The organism is Achromobacter deleyi, assembly GCF_013116765.2.
Classification (GTDB): Bacteria; Pseudomonadota; Gammaproteobacteria; order Burkholderiales; family Burkholderiaceae_B; genus Achromobacter; species Achromobacter deleyi_A.
On sequence record NZ_CP074375.1, the window covers coordinates 3,987,830 to 4,010,779 of the forward strand.

Sequence of the window (22,950 nt, forward strand, 5' to 3'; positions counted from 1 at the left end):
CGTGACTTGATGTTATTGGTTGAGCGGGGGTCCGCTGGGAAACGAACCAGTTTAACGCACCTGGAGCGTAATAGCCTGGACCTATTGCCAGGGTAGCACTGTTGGCCGGTTTGACCGGCCTGCGCGTCCAGGGTTCAAGGCGCCGCTGCCTGGGCGACGGCGGGCGGCGCATGCTGTGGCTGCGGCCCGAGGAACAGGCGCGGATCCAGGGGCTGTCCGGCAAGGCGGACCTCGAAATGCAGATGCGGGCCGGTCGACCGGCCGGAACTGCCCACGCGGGCCACCTGCTGGCCGCGCTCGACGAGCTGCCCTTGCTTGACCATCAGGGAAGAGGCATGCGCGTAGCGGGTGATCAGGCCATCGCCATGGTCGATTTCAACCATGTTGCCAAAGCCGGGCTGGAATTTGGATTCCAGCACCACGCCGCCGGAGGCGGCCAGGATGGGCGTGCCGGCGGGCGCCGCGAAATCCAGGCCCTCGTGCATGGCCGTGCGCCCTGTCACCGGATTGCGGCGCCAGCCGTAGGACGATGAAAGATAAGGATAATCGGTGATCGGCATGGCGGTCGGCATGCGCGCCTGGTCCGCCGAACGCTTGGTCAGGGCGGCATCCAGCAGTTTCAGGTTGTCCGTCTGCTGCGACAACCTGGTCTGAATTTCATCGAGCTGGCGGCCCAAGGCCTCGGCCGAGGCCGCGCTGGGCGGCGGATGGTCGGTGAAAAGGTCGTCCATGACCTGCGTGGCTTCGGGCTGGGTCAGCGCTTCGGGCTGGGCCACGGCCAGTTGCTTGGCCAATTCCGGATCGGTATAGGCCACGCCGGCCACTTTGGCGACACGCTGGCCCAGGCCATCGATGCTGACCAGCTTCGCCTGCAATGCCCCGACCTTCGCGGCCAGCAGATTCATGTTTCCGCGCAGGAAATCGGCGTCGCGGCCGGGCTGGTCCGACAGGGGCCAGCCCACGGTATGAACCGCCGGCAGGATGGGAGTGATGTATCGTTGTAGCGCGGCGCCAAAGATCGCCGCCGTCATGAGGGCGCCCCCCAGAAACAACGCCAGACGCGCGCCTCCCAGGGTGAAATGCCCGTCCTGCCCATCTCGGGCGTGCATAATCACTATTTTCAAGGTTTGCTTCCTAATTCTTAGAGCCGGCATGAATAGACCCACTTCATACCGTCAACGTTCCAGTTCCAGCCGGCGGGTAGAAAATACCGCCCTGGGATGGCTGGGTCATGACATGCGGGGCGCCGGCGTATTGGCGACCGCCCGCAAGCACTTGCAAATCCAGTACGCGGTGGCGGCAGTATTACCCGCCCCGCTAGGCGCCGTATGCCAGGTAGGCAAGCTGGAAAACCAGTGCCTGCACCTGGTGGTGCCCAGTGCCGCTCATGCGGCCAAGATGCGTCAATTGGCGCCGCGCATTGCGCGGTCGCTGGCGGACCAAGGCTGGAACCTTAACGAAATTGCCATCAAGGTACAAGCGGGTTTGCCCAAACCCGGCGCCCGTCAGCCGCGCCCTCCCAAAGAGGCGCAACCCCTGGGCGACAAGGCCCTGGGCGCGTTCGAAACGCTGCACGACAATCTGCGTCCCGGCCCTTTGGCCGACGCAATCGCCAAGCTCTTGAGGCACCACAAGAGTAGCTGAGCCCACCGGCTTTGTCCGGCATATCGCCTGCCCGGAAACGGAGCGAAACCAAGTTATCGGACGGATGGCCCGATGGTCTGCTACCGGTTTGCGACTATCGCGCTATTGGATGGCGGCCAGCGCCATCCTTAAGCAGGAACCCGCGCGTTTCGGTCGGGGACAGGCCCCGTCGGTCGGGTTCCGCTTGGAAGCCGGGCGTTAAGCCAGCTTCCATTCGTGGCGAAACGCCTGCGGCGCTTCAGCCTGCGATTCATAGGTGATCAGTTCCCAGGCGTCGCGCTGCTCCAGCAGCGCGCGGGCCAACTGATTGTTCAGGCCATGGCCCGATTTGCACGCCACATAGCGCGCCACCAGGGGTTTGCCCAGCAGATACAGGTCGCCAATGGCGTCCAGGATCTTGTGCTTCACGAATTCGTCGTCATAACGCAGCCCGTCGCTGTTGAGCACCCGGTATTCGTCCATGACGATGGCGTTGTCCAGGCTGCCGCCGCGGGCCAGGCCCATCGACCGCAGGGCTTCGACTTCGTTCACGAAGCCGAAGGTGCGCGCGCGGGCGATCTCGCGCACATACGAGTGCGTGGCGAAATCGATTTCAGCGAAATTGGCCGTCGAGTCGATGGCGGGATGGCGGAAGTCGATCGAGAAGGCCAGCGCGTAACCTTCATGAGGTTCCAGGCGTGCCCATTTCTCGTTGCGGCCTTCGCCTTCGCGCACTTCCACCGGCTTCAAGACGCGGATGAATTGCTTGGGCGCGTTCTGCTCGACGATGCCGGCCGAGCGCAACAGATAGACAAACGTCGCCGCACTGCCGTCCATGATGGGGACTTCTTCGGCAGTGAGGTCAATATGCAGGTTGTCGATCCCCAGGCCGGCCAGGGCCGACATCAGATGTTCCACCGTGGACACGCGGACATTGCCCTGCTGCAGCACGGAAGCCATGCGCGTATCGCCCACGCCCGTAGCCTGCGCAGGCAGGTCCACGACCTGCGGCAGGTCGACGCGGTGAAAGACAATACCGGTATTGGGCTGAGCCGGACGCAGGGTGAGCTCCACCCGCCGTCCTGAGTGGACGCCGACGCCTGTCGTGCGGACGAGATTCTGAATGCTGCGCTGTCGGAACATGAGACTTGGGGAATTTGAGCCAGGAAGCCGGCAAGATAGCGAACATATTGCCGGCGTAACTGACGTATTGTAACTCTGTCCGATCCTTGTCGCCATCTGGCGCCGGGATCGACCTGTACCTCCGTCCCTTTTTTTTCTGCCGTGCAAGGGAAACACGGACCGCTCTGCCTCCGGCTCGCCCTTGGGGAAAGGCGAGCCGGAGATGAGGGAGTGCAATTAGAGCCGTTGACCGGCCCTAAGGTTCAATCCGCCTGCTTGCGCAGGAATGCCGGGATATCGAAATGATCCATGCCCGAGCTTTCCAGAGCACGCACCTGAGCCGACGCCTGGCTGCGCGGGTTGCGCATGACCGACGGCATGTCCAGGTTGCGGTAGTCACCACCCTGACCGGCCGGCATCGTGCCCATGGGCATGTTGTCGGTGCCGGTGCGCAGCACTTCAGCGGTAGTCTGCACCAGTTGCGGACGCGCTTGCGCACGGCCCAGGCCGGTTGCAACCACGGTCACGCGCAGGTTTTCACCCATGGTCTCGTCGTAGGCGGTGCCGAAGATCACGGTCGCGTCGTCCGAAGCGTAGCTGCGGATCGTTTCCATGATTTCACGCGTTTCGCGCATCTTCAGCGAGCGGCTGGCGGTGATGTTGACCAGCACGCCGCGAGCGCCGTTCAGGTCCACGCCTTCCAGCAGCGGGCAGGCAATGGCGTGCTCGGCGGCGACGCGGGCACGATCCGCGCCCGATGCCGATGCCGTGCCCATCATGGCCTGGCCTTGCTCGCCCATGATCGTCTTTACGTCTTCGAAGTCGACGTTGACGTTGCCTTCGACATTGATGATTTCGGCGATGCCCGCGCACGCGTTGTGCAGGATATCGTCGGCGGAACGGAAGCAGTCTTCCTGCGTCGCGTCCTCGTCCATCAGTTCATAGAGGTTCTCATTGAGCACCACGATGAGCGAATGCACGTGCTTGGCCAATTCCGAGATACCGTCCTCGGCCATCTTCAGGCGCTTGTTGCCCTCAAAGGTGAAAGGCTTGGTGACCACACCGACGGTCAGAATGCCCAGCTCCTTCGCCACCTCGGCCACGACCGGACCCGCGCCGGTGCCGGTGCCACCGCCCATGCCGGCGGTGATGAAGACCATGTGCGCGCCATTCAGCGCGGCACGGATCTCCTCGCGCGCGGTTTCAGCCGATGCGCGTCCCTGCTCGGGCTTGGCGCCCGCACCCAGGCCGGTACGGCCCAGACGAATCTGCACCGGGGCATTGGTAGCCGCCAGCGCTTGCGCGTCAGTGTTGGCGCAGATGAAATCCACGCCGTGCACACCGTTGCGAATCATGTGCGCCACAGCATTGCCGCCCGCACCGCCCACACCAACGACCTTGATTACGGTCCCTTTGGTGTTGTTCTCAAGCATCTCAAAGTTCATCATGATGACTCCCTCACAAGTCCGATTTTGCAAATCACAAAAATTCCCCAACAACCTATTTTGTGAATCGCCTCAAAGCCGACGCCGACTACATAGGTCCGCCACGGGTTTGAGACGTCTCCTCTTTCTGGCGCTCCCCGCAATACCGCCGCGGATCGCACCAAGGAACAGGCCCCAACCTGCACCCTTCAATTCATAAACCATTCCCTCATGCGCGCCAGCAGGCTCTTGAAATTGCCTGTCTGGGCCGCAACCTTCCGGCCTCGCACACGTTGCATGCGAGCTTCCTGCAACAGCCCCATCACCGTCGAGAAGCGCGGATTGCGCATCACGTCGGCCAGGCTGCCTTCGTATTCGGGCACCGCCACGCGCACCGGCTTGAGGAACACGTCCTCGGCCAGTTCGATCATGCCGGGCAACTGCGCCGACCCGCCGGTCAGGACCACGCCGGAAGCCAGCAAGTCCTCATAGCCGGAGTCGCGCACCACCTGCTGCACCAGCGTGAACAGTTCCTCGACGCGCGGCTCGATCACGGCGCCCAGCGCCTGGCGCTTGACCTGACGGGGGCCACGGTCGCCCAGGCCCGGCACTTCCACGGACTCGTCCGGGCTGGCCAGCACCTGCTTGGCCACGCCGTAGCGCAGCTTGATTTCCTCGGCATCGGGCGTGGGCGTGCGCAGCATGGCCGCGATGTCATTGGTGATCTGATCGCCTGCGATCGGCAGCACGGCGGTGTGGCGGATCGCGCCGCCGGTGAAGATCGCCACGTCGGTGGTGCCTCCACCGATGTCGACCAGCACGACGCCCAGTTCTTTCTCGTCGGCCGTCAGCACGGCGAGGCTCGAGGCCAGCGGCTGCAGGATCAGGTCCTGCACTTCCAGGCCGCAGCGGCGCACGCACTTGACGATGTTCTGCGCGGCGCTGACCGCGCCCGTCACGATATGCACGCGCACTTCCAGGCGCAGGCCGCTCATGCCGATCGGCTCGCGGATGTCTTCCTGGCCGTCGACGATGAACTCCTGCGTCAGCACGTGCAGCACTTGCTGGTCGGTCGGGATGTTCACCGCCTTGGCGGTCTCGATGACGCGGGCAACGTCGGTGGCGGTGACTTCTTTATCCTTCACGGCGACCATGCCGCTGGAATTGAAGCTGCGGATATGGCTGCCGGCGATGCCGGTGTAGACGTCTCGAATCTTGCAATCTGCCATCAGCTCGGCTTCTTCAAGCGCGCGCTGAATGGAATTCACAGTGGTCTCGATGTTGACGACCACGCCCTTGCGCATGCCGCGCGATTCGTGCTGGCCAAGGCCAAGCACTTCGAAGCGGCCTTCAGGCAGGATTTCAGCCACCACAGCCACCACCTTGCTGGTGCCGATATCGAGGGCGACGATAAGGTCCTTGATGTCACGGGTCATGGCGTTAGCGTTTCTTGGGAGGTTTCGGTGTGGATTTGGATTTGGTTTCCGACGCGGGCAACGGGGCCAGCGCCAGGGCGAAACCATTCGGATAGCGCAAGTCGGCCTGCGTGATGGTGCGCCCTTCCAGGCGCCCCGACACGGCGGGCCACGCCTGCACAAAGCGTTGAATGCGAGCCGCGAACGGCAGTGCGCCGGGCAGGCCGTGCGGATCTGGCGCATCGGCGCCCGGATCGCGGCCCAGGTCCAGCAACATGCCGTTGGAAAGCACGACGCGCCAGGCGTAGCGCGGGCTCAGTTCCAACTGCTGCACATGCATGTCCAGCGGCGCGAACCAGCGCGCCAGCTCGGCGTAGCGCTGCACCACGAGCGATTCGGTGCCCTCGGGCCCGGAGAACTGCGGCAGAACCGTCTCGTCGTCCACCTCGCCCGTGTTCGCCGTGAACGCCTCGCCCCAGGTATTGATCATCTGGTTCTCGTTCCACAGCGCCAAAGGCTGCTGTTCCTCGATCCGCACGCGCAGGACATTGGGCCAGATCCGCCGCACGGTCGCGTGCCGCACCCACGGAACGGACTCGAAGATCTCCCGCGCGTCGTCCAGGTCCACCGTAAAGAAGTTGCCCTTGAAGCGGCCGGCGATCGCCGATCGCACCGCGCCTGTCGACACATAGTGCAGCTCGGTGTCCGGCATCGATTCGAGCTCGATGGCCGACAGCGTGAAGAACGGGCGTTGCGCTACCCACACCACGCACGCGACGAGCATGGCGCAAACCGCCAGCACGGCTAGCGTGTTGGCGATCAGGTTGGTAGTGCGAGCGTCGTTCCACACGGAATATCCAGGTCAAGCGTTGCGGGCGGGGCTGTGCACTTTGCACGAAGCCTCGGACAGAATCGCCACGCACAAGTCGGCATAGCTGATCCCCACGGCCTTCGCGGCCATGGGCACCAGGGAGTGGCCGGTCATGCCGGGCGAGGTATTCATTTCAAGCAGCCAGGGCCGGTTGTCGCGGTCGAGGATGAAATCGGCGCGCCCCCAGCCTTCGCAGCCCAGCGTCTGATAGGCCTTTACGGCAATCCGGGCGACTTCTTCAGCCACTTCCGCCGGCAAGGTGGCCGGGCAGAAGTACTGCGTGTCGTCCGAGAAGTACTTGTGCTCGTAGTCGTAGTTGCCGCCGGGCGCGGCGATTTCGATCACCGGCAGCGCCCGCGCGGACTTGCCCGAGCCCAGCACCGCCACGGTCAGCTCGCGGCCGGTGATGAACTGTTCGGCCAGGACTTCGCTGTCAAAGCGCGCGGCCGCGGCATAGGCTTCCTTCATGTCGGAATAGCCCACCACCTTGGTGATGCCCACGGTCGAGCCTTCATGCGGCGGCTTGATGATCAACGGCAGGCTCAGGCGGTCAGGCACCAGGCGCAGTTCCGTGTCGGCGTCCAGCAACTCGAAGTCGGGCGTGGGCAGGCCATGCTGCAGCCAGATGCGCTTGGTCATGGTCTTGTCCATGGCCAGCGCCGAGGCCATCGGGCCGCTGCCGGTATAGGGAATGCCCAGCAGTTCGAGGGCGCCCTGGATCGTGCCGTCTTCGCCATAGCGGCCGTGCAGTGCAATGAACACGCGGTCGTAGCCCTCGGCTGCCAGCTCGGCGAGGCTGCGCTCGCCCGTGTCGAACAGGTGCGCGTCGACGCCGGCGCTGACCAGCGCCTGCTGCACGCCCTTGCCCGACATCAGCGATACTTCGCGCTCGGCGGAGCGGCCGCCGTACAACACACCCACCTTGCCGAATTGCTTGCTCATGCCAGCTCTCCTACCTGGGCGGGGACCTTGCTGATCGAACCCGCTCCCATAACAATGACGACGTCGCCGTCGCGCACGAAATCCACCATCGCCTGCGGCAGTTCGGCCACGTCTTCCACGAAGACCGGCTCGACCTTGCCAGCCACGCGCAGCGCGCGAGACAGGGCTCGTCCGTCCGCGGCAACCAGCGGCGGTTCACCGGCGGCATAAACCTCGGTCAGCAGCACGGCGTCGGCGGTTCCCAGCACGCGCACGAAGTCTTCGAAGCAATCCCGCGTCCGCGTGTAGCGGTGCGGCTGGAACGCCAGCACGATGCGGCGCTCCGGCCAGGCCCCGCGCGCGGCAGCCAGGGTGGCGGCCATTTCCACCGGGTGATGGCCGTAATCGTCGATCACGGTGAAGGTGCCGCCGCCATGGCTGGCCGGCACCGGGAAATCGCCGGTCTGCGTGAAACGGCGGCCCACGCCCTTGAACGCGCCCAGCGCCTCGCAGATGGCGCTATCGGACACGCCCAGTTCGGTCGCCACCGCAATCGCGGCCAGCGCGTTGCGCACGTTGTGCAGGCCGGGCAGGTTCAGTTCGACCTGCAGGGGCGGCAGCAGCGTATCGCTATGCGTGCGCTGCACGTTGAAGCGCATGCGCGTGCCTTCCGCCTGCACTTCGTAGGCGCGTACCTGCGCTTCCGGGTTCAGCCCGTACGTCGTGATCGGACGCGACACGAACGGCATGATCTCGCGCACATTGGCGTCGTCCGAGCAAAGCACCGCGCTGCCATAGAAAGGCAGGCGCTGCGTGAACTCGATGAAGGCGCTCTTCAGGCGCGCCACGTCGTGCCCATAGGTATCCATGTGATCGGCATCGATATTGGTCACGATGGCCATCACCGGCAGCAGATTCAGGAACGACGCATCGGACTCGTCGGCCTCGACCACGATGTAGTCGCCCTGGCCGAGCCGCGCGTTGGCGCCGGCCGAATTCAGGCGGCCGCCGATGACGAACGTCGGGTCCAGGTCGCCGGCGGCCAACACGCTTGCCACCAGGCTGGTCGTCGTGGTCTTGCCGTGCGTGCCGGCCACCGCGATGCCGCGCTTCAGGCGCATCAGCTCGGCCAGCATGATGGCGCGCGGCACCACGGGGATGCGCGCGGAACGCGCGGCGATCACTTCGGGGTTGTCGCCCGCCACCGCCGTGGACGTAACGATGGCGCCAGCGCCAGTGACGTTGCTGGCGACGTGGCCGATCGCGATCTTCACGCCCAGGCTGGCCAGGCGACGCGTCACCGCCGACTCATTCAGGTCGGAACCGCTGATCGTGTAGCCCAGATTGAGCAGCACCTCGGCAATGCCGCTCATGCCCGAGCCGCCGATGCCTACGAAATGGATATGTTGAATTCTGTGTTTCATGATGAACGCCCCGCTGCTTGTTCACAGACGTCGGCGATATGGGCCGCAGCGTCGGGGCGCGCATGAGCGCGGGCCCGGACGGCAACAGCCTGAAGTTCTTGTCGGGAACGCTGGGCGAGCCAGTCCGCCAGCCACTCGGGCGTCATGGCGGTCTGCGGCTGCAGCCAAGCGGCCTGCGCGTCGCTCAGGAAGCGCGCGTTGGCGGTTTGATGGTCATCGATGGCGTGCGGGAACGGCACGAACAGCGCCGCGACGCCGGCCGCGGCCACTTCGGACACCGTCATGGCGCCCGCGCGGCAGATCAGCAGATCCGCGTCAGCCATGGCGCCCGCCATGTCGTCGATGAACGCGCGGCAGTCGGCCGCCACGCCCGCCTGGGCGTAGGCCTGCTGCAGCGCGGGCAAATGTTGTTCGCCGGCCTGATGGACGACCATCGGCCGGCTTTCCCGAGGCAGGCGCGCAAGCGCTTGCGGCACGGTGGTATTGAGCGCCTGCGCCCCCAGGCTTCCGCCCACGACCAGCACACGCAACGGGCCGCTGCGGCCGGCGTAGCGCTCGGCCGGGTCCGGCAAGGCGCACAGGTCCGCGCGCACCGGATTGCCCATGGCTTCGCCCTTGGGCAGCACGCCCGGGAAACCGCTCAGCACGCGGCGCGACATCTTCGCCAGGCACTTGTTCGCTGTGCCGGCGACGGCATTCTGCTCATGCACGACCAGCGGCGTGCCGCGCAGCGCGGCGATCACGCCGCCGGGAAACGCCACGTAGCCGCCCATGCCCAGCACCACGTCCGGACGCACGTCGGACAGGCGCGACCAGGCTTGCGCAAATGCGCGCAGCAAAAGGAAAGGCAACTTCAGCAACGCGGATGCGCCCTTGCCGCGCACGCCCTGAAAACGCAACGGCACCAGCTCGATGCCGCGCGGCGGCACCAGCTTGCCTTCCATCTTTTCGGGGTTGCCCAGCCACAGCACGCGCCAGCCGCGCTCGCGCAGCACATCGGCCACGGCCAGCCCTGGCATGATATGGCCGCCGGTGCCGCCGGCCATGATCAGGATGGTGCGGGCGGTCATACCCGTCCTCCCCGCATCATGATGCGATTTTCCACGTCGACGCGGATAAGCATCGCCAGTGCGCACAGGTTCATCACCACGCCCGAGCCGCCGTAGCTCATCAGCGGCAGGGTCAAGCCCTTGGTGGGCAGCAGCCCCAGGCAGACGCCCATGTTGATGAAGGACTGCACGCCAAACCACATCGCCACGCCATGCGCGACCAGGCCCGCGAACGTGCGCTCCATGGCGATGGCCTGGCGGCCGATGTCGAAACCGCGGTAGACGATGAGGGCAAACAGGGAGATCACCAGCATGACGCCGGCAAAGCCCAGTTCCTCGCCCACCACGGCCATCAGGAAGTCGGTGTGCGCTTCGGGCAGGTAATGAAGTTTCTCTACGCTTGCGCCCAGGCCCACGCCCAGCCACTCTCCGCGGCCCAGCGCGATCAGCGAATGCGACAGCTGATAAGCGCTGCCGTAGGCGTTGTCTTCGTTCCAGGGATCCAGGTAGGCGAACAGGCGCGCACGGCGCCAGGGCGACAGCCAGATCAGCATCAGGAAGGTGCTTACCAGCACCGCGAGCAGGCTGCTGAAGTACTTGCCGTTGATGCCGCCCAGGAACAGGATGCCGATGGCGATGGCCACGATCACCATGAAAGCGCCGAGGTCGGGCTCCAGCAGCAGCAGCATGCCCACGCCGGCCAGGGCAAACGCCATCGGCAGGAAGCCGCGGGCAAACGCCTGCATGTGCTCCTGCTTGCGCACGGTGTAGTCGGCGGCGTAAAGCAAGGCGGCCAGCTTCATCAATTCAGAGGGCTGGAAATTCAGCGGGCCCAGCGGGATCCAGCGGTGTGCGCCGTTGACCTCGCGCCCGATCCCGGGGATCAGCACCGCGACCAGCAGGGTCATCGACACAACAAACAACGGTACGGCCAGTCGCTGCCAGACCCGGATCGGGATCGCCAGGACCACGGCGGCGCCGACCAGGCCGGCGCTCACGAACAGGCCATGGCGGATCACGAAGTAATAGCGGCCATAGGACGCATAGCGCGGGCCGTCGGCCAGCGCTATCGACGCCGAATACACCATCAGCAAGCCGAGCAGCAGCAACGTCGACGCCGCGATGACCAGCGGCAGATCGAAGTTGCGCATGCGGGTACGGCCGGGCCGTACGGCGTTGACGCTGGCGGTGAGGTCGGCGATCAGGCTCATCGGATAGCCTCCGCGCGGCACGCTGCGGTATAGGCCTTGGGAGCTGTGCGGCTCATGCCACCTCTCCCCGGTCGCGGGCCAGGTCTTCGACCTCTTCCACGAACACCTGCCCGCGATGCGGGTAGTTGCGGAACATGTCCAGGCTGGCGCAGGCCGGCGACAACAGCACGGCATCGCCAGGCTGCGCCAGTTCGGCCGCGCCGCGCACCGCCGCATGCAGGGAGTCGACCGCCACGCAGTTGACCCCAGTTGCAGCCAGCACGCGGCCGATCTCGGGACCGTCGACGCCGATCAGCATCACCGCGCGCGCATGGCGCGACACGACGGGAATCAGCGGAGAAAAGTCCTGCCCCTTGCCCTGGCCCCCGGCGATCAACACCACCGGCTGGCCCAGGCCTTCCAGCGCGGCCACCGTGGCGCCCACGTTGGTGCCCTTGCTGTCGTTGATGTAGTCGACGCCGCCGATCGTGCGCACGAAAGCCGCGCGATGCGGTTCGCCCGCGTACTCGCGCAGGGCGCGCAGCATGGCGCCCCAGCCCAGGTCCAGGCAGCGCGCCAGCTGCAAGGCGGCCAGCGCGTTCAAGGCATTGTGGATGCCGCGGATGCGCAAGGCGTCCACAGGCATCAGGCGGCTCATGCGGCCTTTGGCCCGTACCGGTTCGGGCGCGTCTTTCTTGCGACGCACGGGCGGCGCGGGCTCGTCGAAATCGCTGGGCTCGCAGGCCACGAGCCAGGCCACGCCCTGCCCCAGTTCCAGGCCCATGTCGCCGACCAGCTCCGGCACGTCGCGGCCGAAGCTGCGCACGTTCAGCGCGTTCAGCGTCGGCACCATGTCCACGGTGTACGGATCGTCGCGGTTGACGATGGCCACGCGCGCCATCTTCAAGAGGCGTGCCTTGGCTTGCGCGTAGGCTTCCATGCCGCCGTGCCAGTCCAGGTGATCCTGCGTGACGTTCAACACGACGGCTGCGTCGGCCATCAGGGTGCGCGTGGTTTCCAGCTGGAAGCTGGACAGCTCCAGCACCCACACCTGCGGCAGCGCGTCAGTGTCCAGCGCATCCATCAGCGCGGCAAGCGCCGCGGGACTGATATTGCCCGCGGCAAGAACGGACAGGCCGCTGGCTTCGATCAGCTGGCGGGTCAGCGCGGTGACGGTGGTCTTGCCGTTGGTGCCCGTCACGGTCAGCAGACGCGGCCGGTACTCGCGCGTCTGCGCCAGATCGGCCAGGGCGCGCGCAAACAATTCGATTTCACCGACGACTTCGATGCCACGGGCCTCGGCCTCGCGCAGGACGTTTGCGGCGGGCGCCTGCGTGGGCGCCAGCCCGGGGCTGAGCACCACCTGGCTCACGCCGTCGAGCAGTTCCGTGGCGAAGGATTCGTCGCAACCCAGGCGATATTCCACTTCGCTTTGCGCCAGCGCATCGCGCAAGGCGGCCAGCCCGCCCGGTTCGGCGCGCGTGTCGGCCACGCGCAAGCGGGCGCCCTGACGGGCGCACCAGCGTGCGGCGGCGACACCCGTCTCGCCCAATCCGAGGATCAGGACGAGCGGCGCGTCAACGCGGGAGGTTTCCATCATATTCATCGCAACTTCAGAGTAGAGAGGCCAATCAGCACCAGCATCATGCTGATGATCCAGAAACGCACGACCACCTGGGTTTCTTTCCAGCCGCCCACTTCAAAGTGATGATGCAACGGCGCCATGCGGAAGATGCGTCTACCTGTTCCATAACGTCGCTTGGTGTACTTGAACCAAGTCACCTGGATCATCACCGACAGGGTTTCAACTACGAACACGCCGCCCATGATGAACAGCACGATTTCCTGGCGCACGATGACCGCGATCGTGCCCAAGGCGCCGCCCAGCGCCAGCGCGCCGACATCGCCCATGAAGACCTGCGCCGGATACGCGTTGAACCATAAAAATGCCAGGCCGGCCCCGCCGATCGCGGCGCACAGCACCATCAATTCGGATGCGCCGGGAATGTAGGGAAACAGCAGGTACTTCGAATAGTCCACGCGGCCGACCACGTAGGCGAAGATGCCCAGCGCGCTGCCGACCATCACGGTGGGCATGATGGCCAGGCCGTCCAGGCCGTCGGTGAGGTTCACCGCGTTGCTGGTCCCGACGATCACGGCCCAGGTCAGCGCCACGAAACCCAGCACGCCCAGCGGATAGCTCACCGTCTTGAAGAACGGCACGATCAGGTCGGCGCGCGTGGGCAAGGCCATCGTGAAGCCGCTGCCCACCCACGCCTTGAACAAGGGCCAGAGTTCGGTATTGGCGGGCGCGGATACCGCGAACGCCAGATACACCGCAGCCACCATGCCGATGGTGGCTTGCCAGAAGAATTTCTGCCGCGCGGGCATGCCTTCGGGATCGCGATAGACCACCTTGCGGTAGTCGTCCCGCCAGCCGATCCACCCGAAGCCAAAGGTCACCAGCAGCACCACCCACACAAAGCGGTTGGTCCAGTCGGCCCACAGCAGCGTGCTGATGGCAATGGAAATCAGGATCAGCACGCCGCCCATCGTGGGGGTGCCGGTCTTGACCAGATGCGTTTCCGGGCCGTAGGCACGCACGGCCTGGCCGATCTTCATCTCGGTCAGTTTGCGGATCACGCGCGGACCCGCCACCAGGCCGATCAGCAGCGCCGTCGCGCACGCCAGAACGGCGCGCAAGGTGATGTATTCGAACACGCCCAGGGCGCGCACATCATCGGAAAGCAGACGGGCGATTTCAAGCAGCATCGTGCTCTCCCTGCCCCTTGGCCGCCGTACCGTCATTCGAAGAAAAAGCCGTCACTACCCGCTCCATACGCATAAAGCGCGATCCCTTTACCAATACGCAGGACGGGCGCAAGCCGCGCAGCGCGGCAACGACTTCGTCTACCGATGCGCAGGCGTGTGCGCCTGGGCCGAATGCGGCGGCTGCCGCCCGGCTGGCTTCGCCTAGCGTGATAAGCGCGTCAAGCCCATGCTCGCGCGCGTAATTGCCCACCTCTGCATGCATGGCGGGGCCGTTGTCCCCGATTTCACCCATGTCGCCCAGCACCAGAACGCGCGTGCCGGCGATGCGCGCCAGCACGTCGACGGCCACGCGAACCGAATCGGGGTTGGCATTGTAGGTGTCATCAATGAGCAACGTTCCGTCACTCATTTGCTTGTGCTGCATGCGGCCCGCGACGGGGGCAAAGCCCGCCAGCGCGCGCACCGCGCTCTCCAGCGGCGCTCCCGCGGCGATCGCGCTGGCGATGGCAGCCAATGCGTTGCGCAGATTGTGCAAGCCAGGCACCGGCAGCGCGAGGTCGGCGATGCCGACCGGGGTCACCACGCGGCAACGCGTTGCGTTCACTTCCGCAATGATCTGTTCCGCGTAGACGTCCAGGCCAGGCTGCAGGCCAAAGCGCAGCACGCGGCGCGGTTCAGCCAGCGCATCCCAGATGCCCGAATAGGGTTCATCGCCCGGATAGACCGCGACGCCATCTTCCGGCAACGCCGCAATCGCCGCACCGTTCTCGCGCGCGACCGCTTCCACGGTGTGCATGAATTCCTGGTGCTCGCGCTGCGCATTGGTAACCAGCGTCACCGTCGGCGCCGCGATGGCGGCCAATTGCGCGATTTCGCCGGGATGGTTCATGCCCAGTTCGAACACGGCGGCGCAATGCTCCGGACGCAAGCGCAGCAAAGTCAGCGGCACGCCGATGTCATTGTTCAGGTTGCCGGCGGTGGCCAGGCGGCCGGTCTCGCCCTGCCATTCAGCCAGCATGGCCGAGATCATTTCCTTGGTGGTCGTCTTGCCGTTGCTGCCCGTCACCGCCACCACGGGCAGCGAGAACCGCGCGCGCCAGGCGGCGCCGATGCGCATCAGCGCAACCCGGGTATCGCCCAGCACCAATTGCGGCAACCGGGCGTCGGCCACGGCATGCGCCACGATGGCCGCGCATGCGCCGCGCGCCTCGGCTTGATCCAGATAGTTGTGCGCGTCGAAATTGTCGCCCACCAGCGCGACGAACAATTCACCCTCGCCGATACGGCGCGTGTCCGTGGAGACGCCTTTGACCTGCGGCAGCAGCAACGCCAGCCGCGCCCATTCACGATCATCGAAAGGCAGCTTTTCGCCCCCGATATCCTGGTAGGTCTCGTGGCCCTTGCCCGCCAGCAGCACCACGTCTTCGGGCGATGCGGCCCAGATGGTCTGCAGGATGGCGCGCGCGCGGTCGACCTGGACCTCGGCGTGCGCGGCTTCGGGAATACCGGCCAGAATCTGATCGACGATGGCTTCGGGCGACTCGGTGCGCGGGTTGTCGCTGGACACCACCACGTGGTCGGCCAGTTCGGCGGCAATGCCGCCCATCACCGGGCGCTTGCCCGGATCGCGCTCGCCACCGCAGCCAAACACGCAGACCAGGCGGCCGGAGCGCGCCACGGCCACGGCGCGCAACGCCAGCAGCGCGCGCGACAGCGCGTCCGGGGTGTGCGCGTAATCGACCACCACCAGCGGGCCTCGGGCCGTGTGGGCCGGCGTGTTGAGCGCCAACGGCTCCACGGTTTGCAGGCGGCCATCGACGGGGTCGGTCGCCGCCAGCTCGCGGGCGATCTGCGCAAACGGCAGGCCCAGCTTGTACAGCACGCCCGCCACCAGCAGCAGGTTCGACACATTGTGCGCGCCCAGCAGACGCGTCACGATCTGGGCTTCACCGTGCGGTGAGACCAGCGTAAAGATCTGGCCCTGGGACGTCGCCTGCAGATCGCGCACGCGCATGGCGGCGGGAATCGCGGGGTCTTCGCTCAGGCTGTAGCCCATCGAGGACACGCCGGCGGGCAGGCTTGCGATCAGGCGGCGCCCGGCCTCGTCGTCCGCGTTGATCACGGCGGCCGTCAGTCCAGGCCAGCGGAACAGGCGCGCCTTGGCCTCTTCATAGCGTTCCATCGTGACGTGATAGTCGAGATGGTCGCGCGTGAGGTTCGTGAACGCGGCCAGCGCGACACGCACGCCGTCCATCCGGCCCTGCTCGATGCCGATGGACGAGGCCTCCATGGCGACAGCCCGCGCGCCGGCATCGCGCATCGCGGCCAGCGTGCGGTGCACGGTCAGGACGTCGGGCGTCGTCAGCTCGCCGCCCAAAGTGCGCCCGTCAGGCAGCACCGCGCCCAGCGTGCCGATGGTGCCGCACGCCTTGTCATTGCGGCTCAGCGCATGGGCAATCCATTGAACCGAAGAGGTCTTGCCATTGGTGCCGGTCACCGCGACCACCGCCAGGGCGGCTGACGGACGGCCATACCAGGTGTCGCCCAGTTCACCCAGCAACGCGCGCAGTCCGGTCACCGGCAGCATCGGGGTATCGGCCGACGCAGCCTGGATGGCATCGCTGGCGGGCGCTTCGAACAGCACCGCGCTGGCGCCCAGCGCCAACGCCTTATCTATATAGAGACGTCCGTCGCTGGACAGGCCCGGGCAGGCAACGAACACATCGCCCGGCTCGATATCGCGCGAGTCCAGCTTGAGGTGCGCGGTCAACGAGACGCGCGCATGCAACCACGCCACGGTTTCAGCAACCGTGGCGACAGGGGAAGAGAGGAAGCCTTTGGCGCTCATCTGCCTGGCTCCTTGAGACCAGCAACAATCGTGGATTCAAAAGGCGCGTCGGGCCGCACCCCCATCAGCCTCAGGCTCCCCCCCACGATATGAGAGAACACGGGCGCGGCGATCGCGCCGCCGTAGTAGCCGCCGACTGTCGGTTCGTCGATGGACACAGCCACCACGATCTTGGGATCCGACACCGGGGCGAAGCCCACATAGGAGCTCCGGTAACGCTGCATGCTGTACTTGCCGTCCACGATCTTGCGCGCGGTGCCGCTCTTGCCGGCCACTCGGTAGCCTTGCACCTGGGCGGCCTTCGTGCCTTCGGGGCCGGCAGCGGCTTCCAGCATGGCGCGCACCATCGCGGTGGTCTTGGGCGTGTAGATCTTGACGCTGGTGGGATCGCTGTCGCGCTTGACCAGGGTCAGCGACACCATGTCGCCATTGCGGGCGAAGACGGTGTAGGCGCGCGCCACCTGCAGCAGCGACACCGACAGGCCGTAGCCATAGGCCATCGTGGCCTTTTCGATCAGGCGCCAGCGGTCCCAGGGGCGCAGGCGACCCGGCGCGGCGCCGGGGAATCCCACCTGAGGTGCCTGGCCCAGGCCCAATTCCGTGAAGCGGTCCCACATTTCACGGGATTCAAGCTTCTCGGAGATCATGGTCATGCCGATGTTGCTGGACTTGCGCAGCACGCCCGCCACGTCCAGCGTGCCGTTGCGGCTCACATCGCTGATCGTGCTGCCCTGATAGCTGAAGCGGCCGTTGCCGGTTTCAAACAGGGTGGACGTGGTGATGCGGCCCAGGTCCAGCGCCAGCGCGGCGGTGAACGGCTTCATGATGGAGCCCGGCTCGAACGTATCGGTGATGGCCTGGTTGCGCAGCTTGGAGCCATGGAAGCTTTCGCGCTTGTTCGGGTCGAAGGTCGGCACGTTGGCCAATGCCAGGATCTCGCCCGTGTGCACGTCCACGACCACGGCAGTTGCGCCCTTGGCCTGGTGCTTGTCCATGGCGTCCTTCAATTCCTTGAACACCAGGTACTGCAGCCGGGTATCGATGGACAGGCGCAAGTCGCGACCGTCCACCGGCAAGGTGGCGGCCTGCACGTCTTCGATCACGCGGCCCAACCGGTCCTTGATGACGCGCCGGCTCCCCGGACGGCCCGACAACTGCTGATTGAAGGTCAGCTCGACGCCTTCCTGGCCCTGGTCCTCGACGCTGTTGAAGCCCACCACGTGAGCCATCACATCGCCGTCCGGATAGTAGCGACGGGTTTCGGGCTGCTGGTGCACGCCCGGCAGCCCCAGTTGCTTGATCTTGTCTGCCACGTCCATCGAGACCTGGCGCTTCAGGTAGACGAAGTTCTTGTCTTCGTCGACCAGGCGACGGCGCAGGTCGGCGGCCGGCGTCTCCAGCAGCTTGGCCAGGGCATCGATCTGTGCAGCGGTGGCTTGCTTGACGTCTTCGGGAATCGCCCAGATGGCGCGCGCCGGCACACTGGAGGCCAGCACCGCGCCATTGCGGTCCATGATCTTGCCGCGCGTGGCGGCCAGCGTAAGCGTGCGCTCATAGCGCCGCTCGCCCTGCTGCTGCAGGAACTCCGTCGACAGCCCTTGCAGGAACAGCGCGCGGCCAGCCAGCACGGTGAACCCGCCGAACAGCAGGATCAGCACCAGGCGTGCGCGCCACGTGGGCAGTTGCCCTCGCAGCACGGGGTTGTCGAAGAAGGGAACGCGCTTCATTGGGCGCCCCCGGCAACCGGGACCGGCGCCTGATTCATATACAGCGTGCGCTCGGGGATGATGGAAATCATCTTCAGGCCGTCGCGCGCAATGGCGTCCACCCGCGCATTGCGGGCAAGTTCAGCACGATCGAGCTGCAGGCGCCGCCAATTGGTTTCCAGGTCGCGCGCCTGCGCCTGATCGCGACCCAGCTCGACGAAGAGCTGGCGCGACTGATACCGGCTGGTGACCAGGGAAATGGCCGACAGCATCAGCAAAGCCGCAACGATCAGGTTGACGCGACCCATTAGCGGCGCCCCCCCTTGCCGCCGCGGCGAGGCGGCGGGGCCAGGTCACTGCCGGGCAGCGAGCCGATCTTCACGAACGCAAAGCCGCCTTCGGCGGGCAAAGGCGTTTCAGTGCGTTCGGCAACGCGCAGGACAGCGGAACGGGCGCGGGCATTGGCCGAGACTTCATCGTCTTCAGCCAGGATTCGGCCCAGGGAACGCAGGATGGGTTGGGGCATTTCGCTTTCGCGCAACGGCAGGCGTGCATGCGCGGCAGCAGGACGAGCCGCCGCCGCGATGCATTGCTTGACCATGCGGTCTTCGAGCGAATGAAAGCTGATCACCGCCAACCTCCCCCCCGGGGCAAGCAGGTCTAGAGCTGCCGCGAGGGTGCGCGCGAGCTCTTCGAGTTCCCGATTGATGTAAATCCGTAAAGCTTGAAAGGTGCGTGTGGCCGGATGTTGCCCCTTTTCGCGCGTGCGGACGGCGCTGGCGACGCACTCGGCAAGCTCGAGCGTGGTGCACAGCGGCCTTGTTGCGCGGCGAGCAGCAATCGCCTTTGCAACCTGAAAAGCAAACCGTTCTTCGCCATAATCCGCTATGACCTCCCGCATCTCATCCACACTGGCTTGCGCCAGCCAATCCGCCACCGTGGGACCACGAGTGGTGTCCATCCGCATATCGAGCGGCCCGTCTCGCATGAACGAGAAGCCGCGTTCCGCATCGTCGATCTGAGGCGACGAAACGCCCAGATCCAGCATCACGCCATCGACCTTGCCGATGCCGAGCTGCTCCAATTCTTCCGCCATGGTGGCAAAGCCGCCATGAACAACGGTGACCCGAGGGTCCGCGGCAGCCAACGCGTTGGCTACGGCAATTGCCTCGGGGTCCTTGTCAAAGACCACCAGCCGGGCCTCTTTGCCCAAACGGCCAAGCAGCTCGCGACTGTGCCCGCCACGCCCGAAGGTGCCGTCGACGAAGACGCCGCTCTCCGCTCGCGTAGCCGTATCCGGCTCGACCTGCGCATGCGACCGTGTCGCGCCCTTGCCGCCGAAGTCGGGCAGCAATAGTGCGTCCACCGTCGGCTCCAGCAGGACGGGCCGATGTTCGAATTCCATAACTTTTTCAGAACGAAAACTGGTTCAACACATCCGGCATACCCTTGGCCAGGTCCTCAGCCTCGCGGCTGGCCAGAGTAGCGGCGTCCCACAGCTCGAAGTGCGCGCCCAGACCGAGCAGCATCACATCGCGCGTCATACCGGAAGCGTTGCGCAGTTCAGGAGCGATCAGAACCCGGCCGGAGCCGTCCAGTTCCACGTCCTGAGCGTTGCCCAGCAACAGCCGCTGCAGCGCGCGAGCCGTCATGGGAAAAGCGGCGATCTGCTCGCGCTTCTTTTCCCACTCGGGCCGCGGATACACCAGCAAGCAGCCGTCAGGGTGACGAGTCAGGGTCAGCCGGCCATCGGCCTGCGACACCAGCGCGTCACGATGCCGGGTCGGAATCGAGATCCGTCCCTTGGCATCCAGCGTGAGCGCGCTGCTTCCCTGAAACACCACTTTTACCCCACTTAATTGCACAATTTCCTACTATTTCCCACTCTACGGTATGGCACAGGGGCGGTCAAGCGCGTGGTTGCAATTTTTTCAATCACAACAAGGACTTAGATCAAATTGTAAAACCGCAAAAAGAAAAACCTCCTAATAAATCAGGAGGTTGCGGCACACTCTAAAAGTCCTTCTTCAGAAGTAGCGGCTAACAATGGCTTTGCATTGTTTTACGGCCGGTCGTTTTCTCCCGGCTGGCAAGGCTTACCGCCGCATGGCCGCTGCAGGGCCGAAAAAAAATTGGCGCAGCCAGCACCGGGCGCCCGCCTGGCCTTCGGCCAGACATGCGCGCGCTGTGGAAATTCAATGCAAGACGGGTCTATAGGCCGGATTCTGTACACCAGGTTTCCCTGGCGGACGATCATTCCTCTGCGCGGATCATTGCTGAGCCGCTCTAGCCATCTACCCGCATGCTTGGACGGAGCCGCCCTTCGCGACCCGAGGGCCGCACGCATGCCTATTTGATGTTGCTCCGGATAGAGGTTGCCGCGTTTCACCCTGCGATGCCGCCATCCGTTGCCGAATGGCGCGATACGGAGATGGCCGTATCGGTGCGTGCAATGCACGCCCGCGCCGCAGTCTCGTCTCTGTGGTCCTATTCCTCAGCCGCGCCCGAAGACGCAACCGGACGGCCGTTAGCCGTTACCCTGCCCTGTGGAGTCCGGACCTTCCTCGATGGATTCGCATCCACCGCGATCGCCCGACCCGCCTTGCAGCACGTATTCTATTACAGCTGGTGGCTCCGTCCCCAAGGAGCCGGACGGCGGACCTGCACAACGGCATTCCGGGGTTCCTGCGACAATACGCCTTGATTCGCTTAGACGCCGCAGAAACTACCCCACTACATGGCCCTCGAAACTCTCATCACCCTGACCGACATCCAGCTGGCCTATGGCCACCACCCGCTGCTGGATCATGCCGACTTCGCCATCCAGGCCGGCGAGCGCATCGGCCTGATCGGCCGCAACGGCGCGGGCAAGTCCTCGCTGCTCAGGCTGCTCGACGGCAGGACACTGCCCGACGACGGCTCCATCGCCCGCAGCTCGGGCCTGCGCGTCGCCACCGTCGAACAGGAACCCGAGCTGGACGACAACGCCACTGTCTTCGACGTGGTCTGCAATGCCCAAGGCGATCACGAAGACTGGCAGCGCCCGTCCCGCGCGCGCGCCGTGCTGGAGAAACTCGGCCTTCCGGCCGACGTGCAGATCGCCGGCCTGTCCGGCGGGACCCGCAAGCGCGTCGCGCTGGCCCGGGCCCTCGTCGACGAACCTGATCTGCTGCTGCTGGACGAACCCACCAACCATCTCGACTTCGAAGGCATCGCCTGGCTGGAAGAGATGCTGCGCACCTGGCGGGGCGCCGCGGTCATCATCACCCATGACCGCCGCTTCCTGGATGCCGTGACCACCCGCATCGTCGAACTCGACCGCGGCCGCCTGTTGAGCTTCCCCGGCAATTTCTCGCAATGGCAGGAACGCAAGGCTCAGTGGCTGGAATCCGAGCGCCTGGAACAAGCGCGTTTCGACAAACTGCTGGCGCAGGAAGAAGTCTGGATCCGCAAGGGCGTCGAAGCGCGCCGCACCCGCAACGAAGGCCGCGTCCGCCGCCTGGAAAGCCTGCGCGTCCAGCGCGCCGAGCGCCGTGAACGCGTCGGCGACGTTTCACTGGCGCTGGCCGAAGGCCAACGCTCCGGCAAACTTGTGGCCGAACTCGAACACGTGGGCAAGACCTTCGGCGACAAGGTCGTCGTGGACGATTACTCCACGACCATCCTGCGCGGCGACCGCATCGGCATCATTGGCCCCAACGGCGCCGGCAAGACCACTCTGCTCAAGCTCATCCTGGGCGAGATGCAACCCGACTCCGGCACGACACGCCTGGGCACCAACGTCGCGGTCGCGTACTTCGACCAGATGCGGGCGCAGCTCGACGAAAACGCCACGCTCGTCGACATCATCAGCCCGGGCAGCGAGTGGGTCGAGATCGGCGGCACCCGCAAGCACGTGATGACCTATCTGGGCGACTTCCTGTTCTCGCCCGCGCGCGCCGGATCGCCAGTGCGCAGCCTGTCCGGCGGAGAACGCGCCCGCCTTCTGCTCGCGCGGCTCTTCGCCCGCCCCGCCAATGTGCTGGTGCTGGACGAACCCACCAACGACCTGGACATCGAAACGCTGGAGCTGCTGGAAGAGCTGCTGCAGGAATACTCCGGCACGGTGCTGCTCGTCAGCCACGACCGCGCTTTCCTGAACAACGTCGTGACGCAGACCATCGCCTATGAAGGCAACGGTCACTGGCGCGACTATGTCGGCGGCTACGACGAATGGGTCGCCCAACGCCCGGCGCCCGCCGCCGCGCCTGCCGATACCGACAAGAGTCCGAAGCCGGCTGACGAAGGCGCCGCGCGCGCCAAGGCTGCGCGCCCCAAGCCCGCCAAGTCCAGCAAGATGAACGCCTGGGACCTGCGCGAACTCGAGGGTTTGCCGGACGCCATCGCCGCACTCGAGGCCCAGCAGGCCGACCTGGCAGGCAAGCTGGCGGACGGCAGCCTGTACCGCGATGCGCCGACCGAGGTCGATCGCATCAACGGCGAACTGGCCAAGCTGGAAAGCGAGCTGGAAGAGAAGTTCGCCCGCTGGGAACTGCTGGAAGCCCGTCGCGAAGGCACGCTCTGACAGACCGGCGCCTCTATATAC

General features: G+C 65.5%; 18 protein-coding genes and 1 other RNA gene. 2 read left to right on the top strand and 17 right to left on the bottom strand.

What is annotated here, in order from left to right; genetic code table 11:
- Nucleotides 1–134: 134 nt before the first annotated feature.
- Entirely contained in the window at nucleotides 135–1,109 is a 975-nt protein-coding gene (locus HLG70_RS17880; RefSeq protein WP_171667968.1) for a M23 family metallopeptidase, read from the bottom strand.
- A 127-nt stretch (nucleotides 1,110–1,236) separates the two neighbouring features.
- Between HLG70_RS17880 and HLG70_RS17885 the strand changes: the two genes are divergently transcribed.
- Nucleotides 1,237–1,644 carry a DciA family protein gene (locus tag HLG70_RS17885; RefSeq protein ID WP_171667967.1) on the top strand — a complete coding sequence of 136 codons (408 nt, stop codon included), beginning with the start codon at nucleotides 1,237–1,239 and terminating at the stop codon, nucleotides 1,642–1,644.
- Between the two features lie 198 nt (nucleotides 1,645–1,842).
- On the opposite strand, the gene lpxC is transcribed toward HLG70_RS17885, so the two are convergent.
- The 16 genes from lpxC to rnpB form a co-directional block, all read right to left on the bottom strand.
- Nucleotides 1,843–2,766 carry a UDP-3-O-acyl-N-acetylglucosamine deacetylase gene (lpxC, locus tag HLG70_RS17890; protein WP_008160097.1) on the bottom strand — a complete coding sequence of 308 codons (924 nt, stop codon included), beginning with the start codon at nucleotides 2,764–2,766 and terminating at the stop codon, nucleotides 1,843–1,845.
- A gap of 242 nt (nucleotides 2,767–3,008) precedes the next feature.
- A complete protein-coding gene (gene ftsZ / locus HLG70_RS17895; protein ID WP_171667939.1) occupies nucleotides 3,009–4,193 on the bottom strand; it encodes a cell division protein FtsZ in 1,185 nt (394 codons plus the stop codon).
- A gap of 185 nt (nucleotides 4,194–4,378) precedes the next feature.
- Complete coding sequence (gene ftsA, locus HLG70_RS17900) at nucleotides 4,379–5,605, bottom strand: cell division protein FtsA (RefSeq protein WP_171667938.1); 1,227 nt, start codon at nucleotides 5,603–5,605, stop codon at nucleotides 4,379–4,381.
- Between the two features lie 4 nt (nucleotides 5,606–5,609).
- Complete coding sequence (locus tag HLG70_RS17905; RefSeq protein WP_171667937.1) at nucleotides 5,610–6,434, bottom strand: cell division protein FtsQ/DivIB; 825 nt, start codon at nucleotides 6,432–6,434, stop codon at nucleotides 5,610–5,612.
- 12 nt (nucleotides 6,435–6,446) lie between these two features.
- Nucleotides 6,447–7,397, bottom strand: a complete 951-nt coding sequence (locus tag HLG70_RS17910) for a D-alanine--D-alanine ligase (protein ID WP_171667936.1) — start codon at nucleotides 7,395–7,397, stop codon at nucleotides 6,447–6,449.
- Nucleotides 7,394–8,800 carry a UDP-N-acetylmuramate--L-alanine ligase gene (gene murC, locus HLG70_RS17915; RefSeq protein WP_171667935.1) on the bottom strand — a complete coding sequence of 469 codons (1,407 nt, stop codon included), beginning with the start codon at nucleotides 8,798–8,800 and terminating at the stop codon, nucleotides 7,394–7,396. The genes HLG70_RS17910 and murC overlap by 4 nt, the downstream gene beginning before the upstream one ends.
- Nucleotides 8,797–9,870: an undecaprenyldiphospho-muramoylpentapeptide beta-N-acetylglucosaminyltransferase gene (murG, locus tag HLG70_RS17920; RefSeq protein WP_171667934.1), complete on the bottom strand. Its 1,074-nt coding sequence runs from the start codon at nucleotides 9,868–9,870 to the stop codon at nucleotides 8,797–8,799. Before murG ends, murC begins: the two co-directional genes overlap by 4 nt.
- Entirely contained in the window at nucleotides 9,867–11,060 is a 1,194-nt protein-coding gene (gene ftsW, locus HLG70_RS17925) for a putative lipid II flippase FtsW (RefSeq protein WP_171667933.1), read from the bottom strand. The genes murG and ftsW overlap by 4 nt, the downstream gene beginning before the upstream one ends.
- 52 nt (nucleotides 11,061–11,112) lie before the next feature.
- Nucleotides 11,113–12,645 (bottom strand): UDP-N-acetylmuramoyl-L-alanine--D-glutamate ligase, encoded by a 1,533-nt coding sequence (murD, locus tag HLG70_RS17930; RefSeq protein WP_171667932.1) that lies wholly within the window; start codon nucleotides 12,643–12,645, stop codon nucleotides 11,113–11,115.
- Nucleotides 12,642–13,811 carry a phospho-N-acetylmuramoyl-pentapeptide-transferase gene (gene mraY, locus HLG70_RS17935; RefSeq protein ID WP_057287079.1) on the bottom strand — a complete coding sequence of 390 codons (1,170 nt, stop codon included), beginning with the start codon at nucleotides 13,809–13,811 and terminating at the stop codon, nucleotides 12,642–12,644. The genes murD and mraY overlap by 4 nt, the downstream gene beginning before the upstream one ends.
- Nucleotides 13,801–16,659, bottom strand: a complete 2,859-nt coding sequence (gene murF, locus HLG70_RS17940) for a bifunctional UDP-N-acetylmuramoyl-L-alanyl-D-glutamate--2,6-diaminopimelate ligase MurE/UDP-N-acetylmuramoyl-tripeptide--D-alanyl-D-alanine ligase MurF (RefSeq protein ID WP_171667931.1) — start codon at nucleotides 16,657–16,659, stop codon at nucleotides 13,801–13,803. Before murF ends, mraY begins: the two co-directional genes overlap by 11 nt.
- A complete protein-coding gene (locus HLG70_RS17945; RefSeq protein ID WP_171667930.1) occupies nucleotides 16,656–18,386 on the bottom strand; it encodes a peptidoglycan D,D-transpeptidase FtsI family protein in 1,731 nt (576 codons plus the stop codon). The genes murF and HLG70_RS17945 overlap by 4 nt, the downstream gene beginning before the upstream one ends.
- Nucleotides 18,383–18,673, bottom strand: a complete 291-nt coding sequence (gene ftsL / locus HLG70_RS17950) for a cell division protein FtsL (protein WP_171667929.1) — start codon at nucleotides 18,671–18,673, stop codon at nucleotides 18,383–18,385. The genes HLG70_RS17945 and ftsL overlap by 4 nt, the downstream gene beginning before the upstream one ends.
- A complete protein-coding gene (gene rsmH, locus HLG70_RS17955; protein ID WP_171667928.1) occupies nucleotides 18,673–19,770 on the bottom strand; it encodes a 16S rRNA (cytosine(1402)-N(4))-methyltransferase RsmH in 1,098 nt (365 codons plus the stop codon). Before rsmH ends, ftsL begins: the two co-directional genes overlap by 1 nt.
- Before the next feature lie 7 nt (nucleotides 19,771–19,777).
- Nucleotides 19,778–20,206 (bottom strand): division/cell wall cluster transcriptional repressor MraZ, encoded by a 429-nt coding sequence (mraZ, locus tag HLG70_RS17960; RefSeq protein ID WP_057287234.1) that lies wholly within the window; start codon nucleotides 20,204–20,206, stop codon nucleotides 19,778–19,780.
- Nucleotides 20,207–20,563: 357 nt separating this feature from the next.
- Nucleotides 20,564–20,969: RNase P RNA component class A (gene rnpB, locus HLG70_RS17965), an RNA gene on the bottom strand.
- 133 nt (nucleotides 20,970–21,102) lie between these two features.
- Between rnpB and HLG70_RS17970 the strand changes: the two genes are divergently transcribed.
- A complete protein-coding gene (locus tag HLG70_RS17970; protein WP_171667927.1) occupies nucleotides 21,103–22,929 on the top strand; it encodes an ATP-binding cassette domain-containing protein in 1,827 nt (608 codons plus the stop codon).
- Nucleotides 22,930–22,950 lie beyond the last annotated feature (21 nt).

Excerpts from the sequence above, each read along its gene's own strand:
- HLG70_RS17910 (WP_171667936.1), bottom strand. The coding sequence starts at position 7,397 with ATGAGCAAGCAATTCGGCAAGGTGGGTGTGTTGTACGGCGGCCGCTCC.
- rsmH (WP_171667928.1), bottom strand. The coding sequence starts at position 19,770 with ATGGAATTCGAACATCGGCCCGTCCTGCTGGAGCCGACGGTGGACGCA.
- HLG70_RS17945 (WP_171667930.1), bottom strand. The coding sequence starts at position 18,386 with ATGAAGCGCGTTCCCTTCTTCGACAACCCCGTGCTGCGAGGGCAACTG.
- murG (WP_171667934.1), bottom strand. The coding sequence starts at position 9,870 with ATGACCGCCCGCACCATCCTGATCATGGCCGGCGGCACCGGCGGCCAT.
- mraY (WP_057287079.1), bottom strand. The coding sequence starts at position 13,811 with ATGCTGCTTGAAATCGCCCGTCTGCTTTCCGATGATGTGCGCGCCCTG.
- murF (WP_171667931.1), bottom strand. The coding sequence starts at position 16,659 with ATGAGCGCCAAAGGCTTCCTCTCTTCCCCTGTCGCCACGGTTGCTGAA.
- ftsW (WP_171667933.1), bottom strand. The coding sequence starts at position 11,060 with ATGAGCCTGATCGCCGACCTCACCGCCAGCGTCAACGCCGTACGGCCC.
- murC (WP_171667935.1), bottom strand. The coding sequence starts at position 8,800 with ATGAAACACAGAATTCAACATATCCATTTCGTAGGCATCGGCGGCTCG.
- HLG70_RS17885 (WP_171667967.1), top strand. The coding sequence starts at position 1,237 with ATGCGGGGCGCCGGCGTATTGGCGACCGCCCGCAAGCACTTGCAAATC.
- murD (WP_171667932.1), bottom strand. The coding sequence starts at position 12,645 with ATGAATATGATGGAAACCTCCCGCGTTGACGCGCCGCTCGTCCTGATC.
- ftsL (WP_171667929.1), bottom strand. The coding sequence starts at position 18,673 with ATGGGTCGCGTCAACCTGATCGTTGCGGCTTTGCTGATGCTGTCGGCC.
- HLG70_RS17880 (WP_171667968.1), bottom strand. The coding sequence starts at position 1,109 with ATGCACGCCCGAGATGGGCAGGACGGGCATTTCACCCTGGGAGGCGCG.
- ftsA (WP_171667938.1), bottom strand. The coding sequence starts at position 5,605 with ATGACCCGTGACATCAAGGACCTTATCGTCGCCCTCGATATCGGCACC.
- HLG70_RS17970 (WP_171667927.1), top strand. The coding sequence starts at position 21,103 with ATGGCCCTCGAAACTCTCATCACCCTGACCGACATCCAGCTGGCCTAT.
- ftsZ (WP_171667939.1), bottom strand. The coding sequence starts at position 4,193 with ATGATGAACTTTGAGATGCTTGAGAACAACACCAAAGGGACCGTAATC.
- lpxC (WP_008160097.1), bottom strand. The coding sequence starts at position 2,766 with ATGTTCCGACAGCGCAGCATTCAGAATCTCGTCCGCACGACAGGCGTC.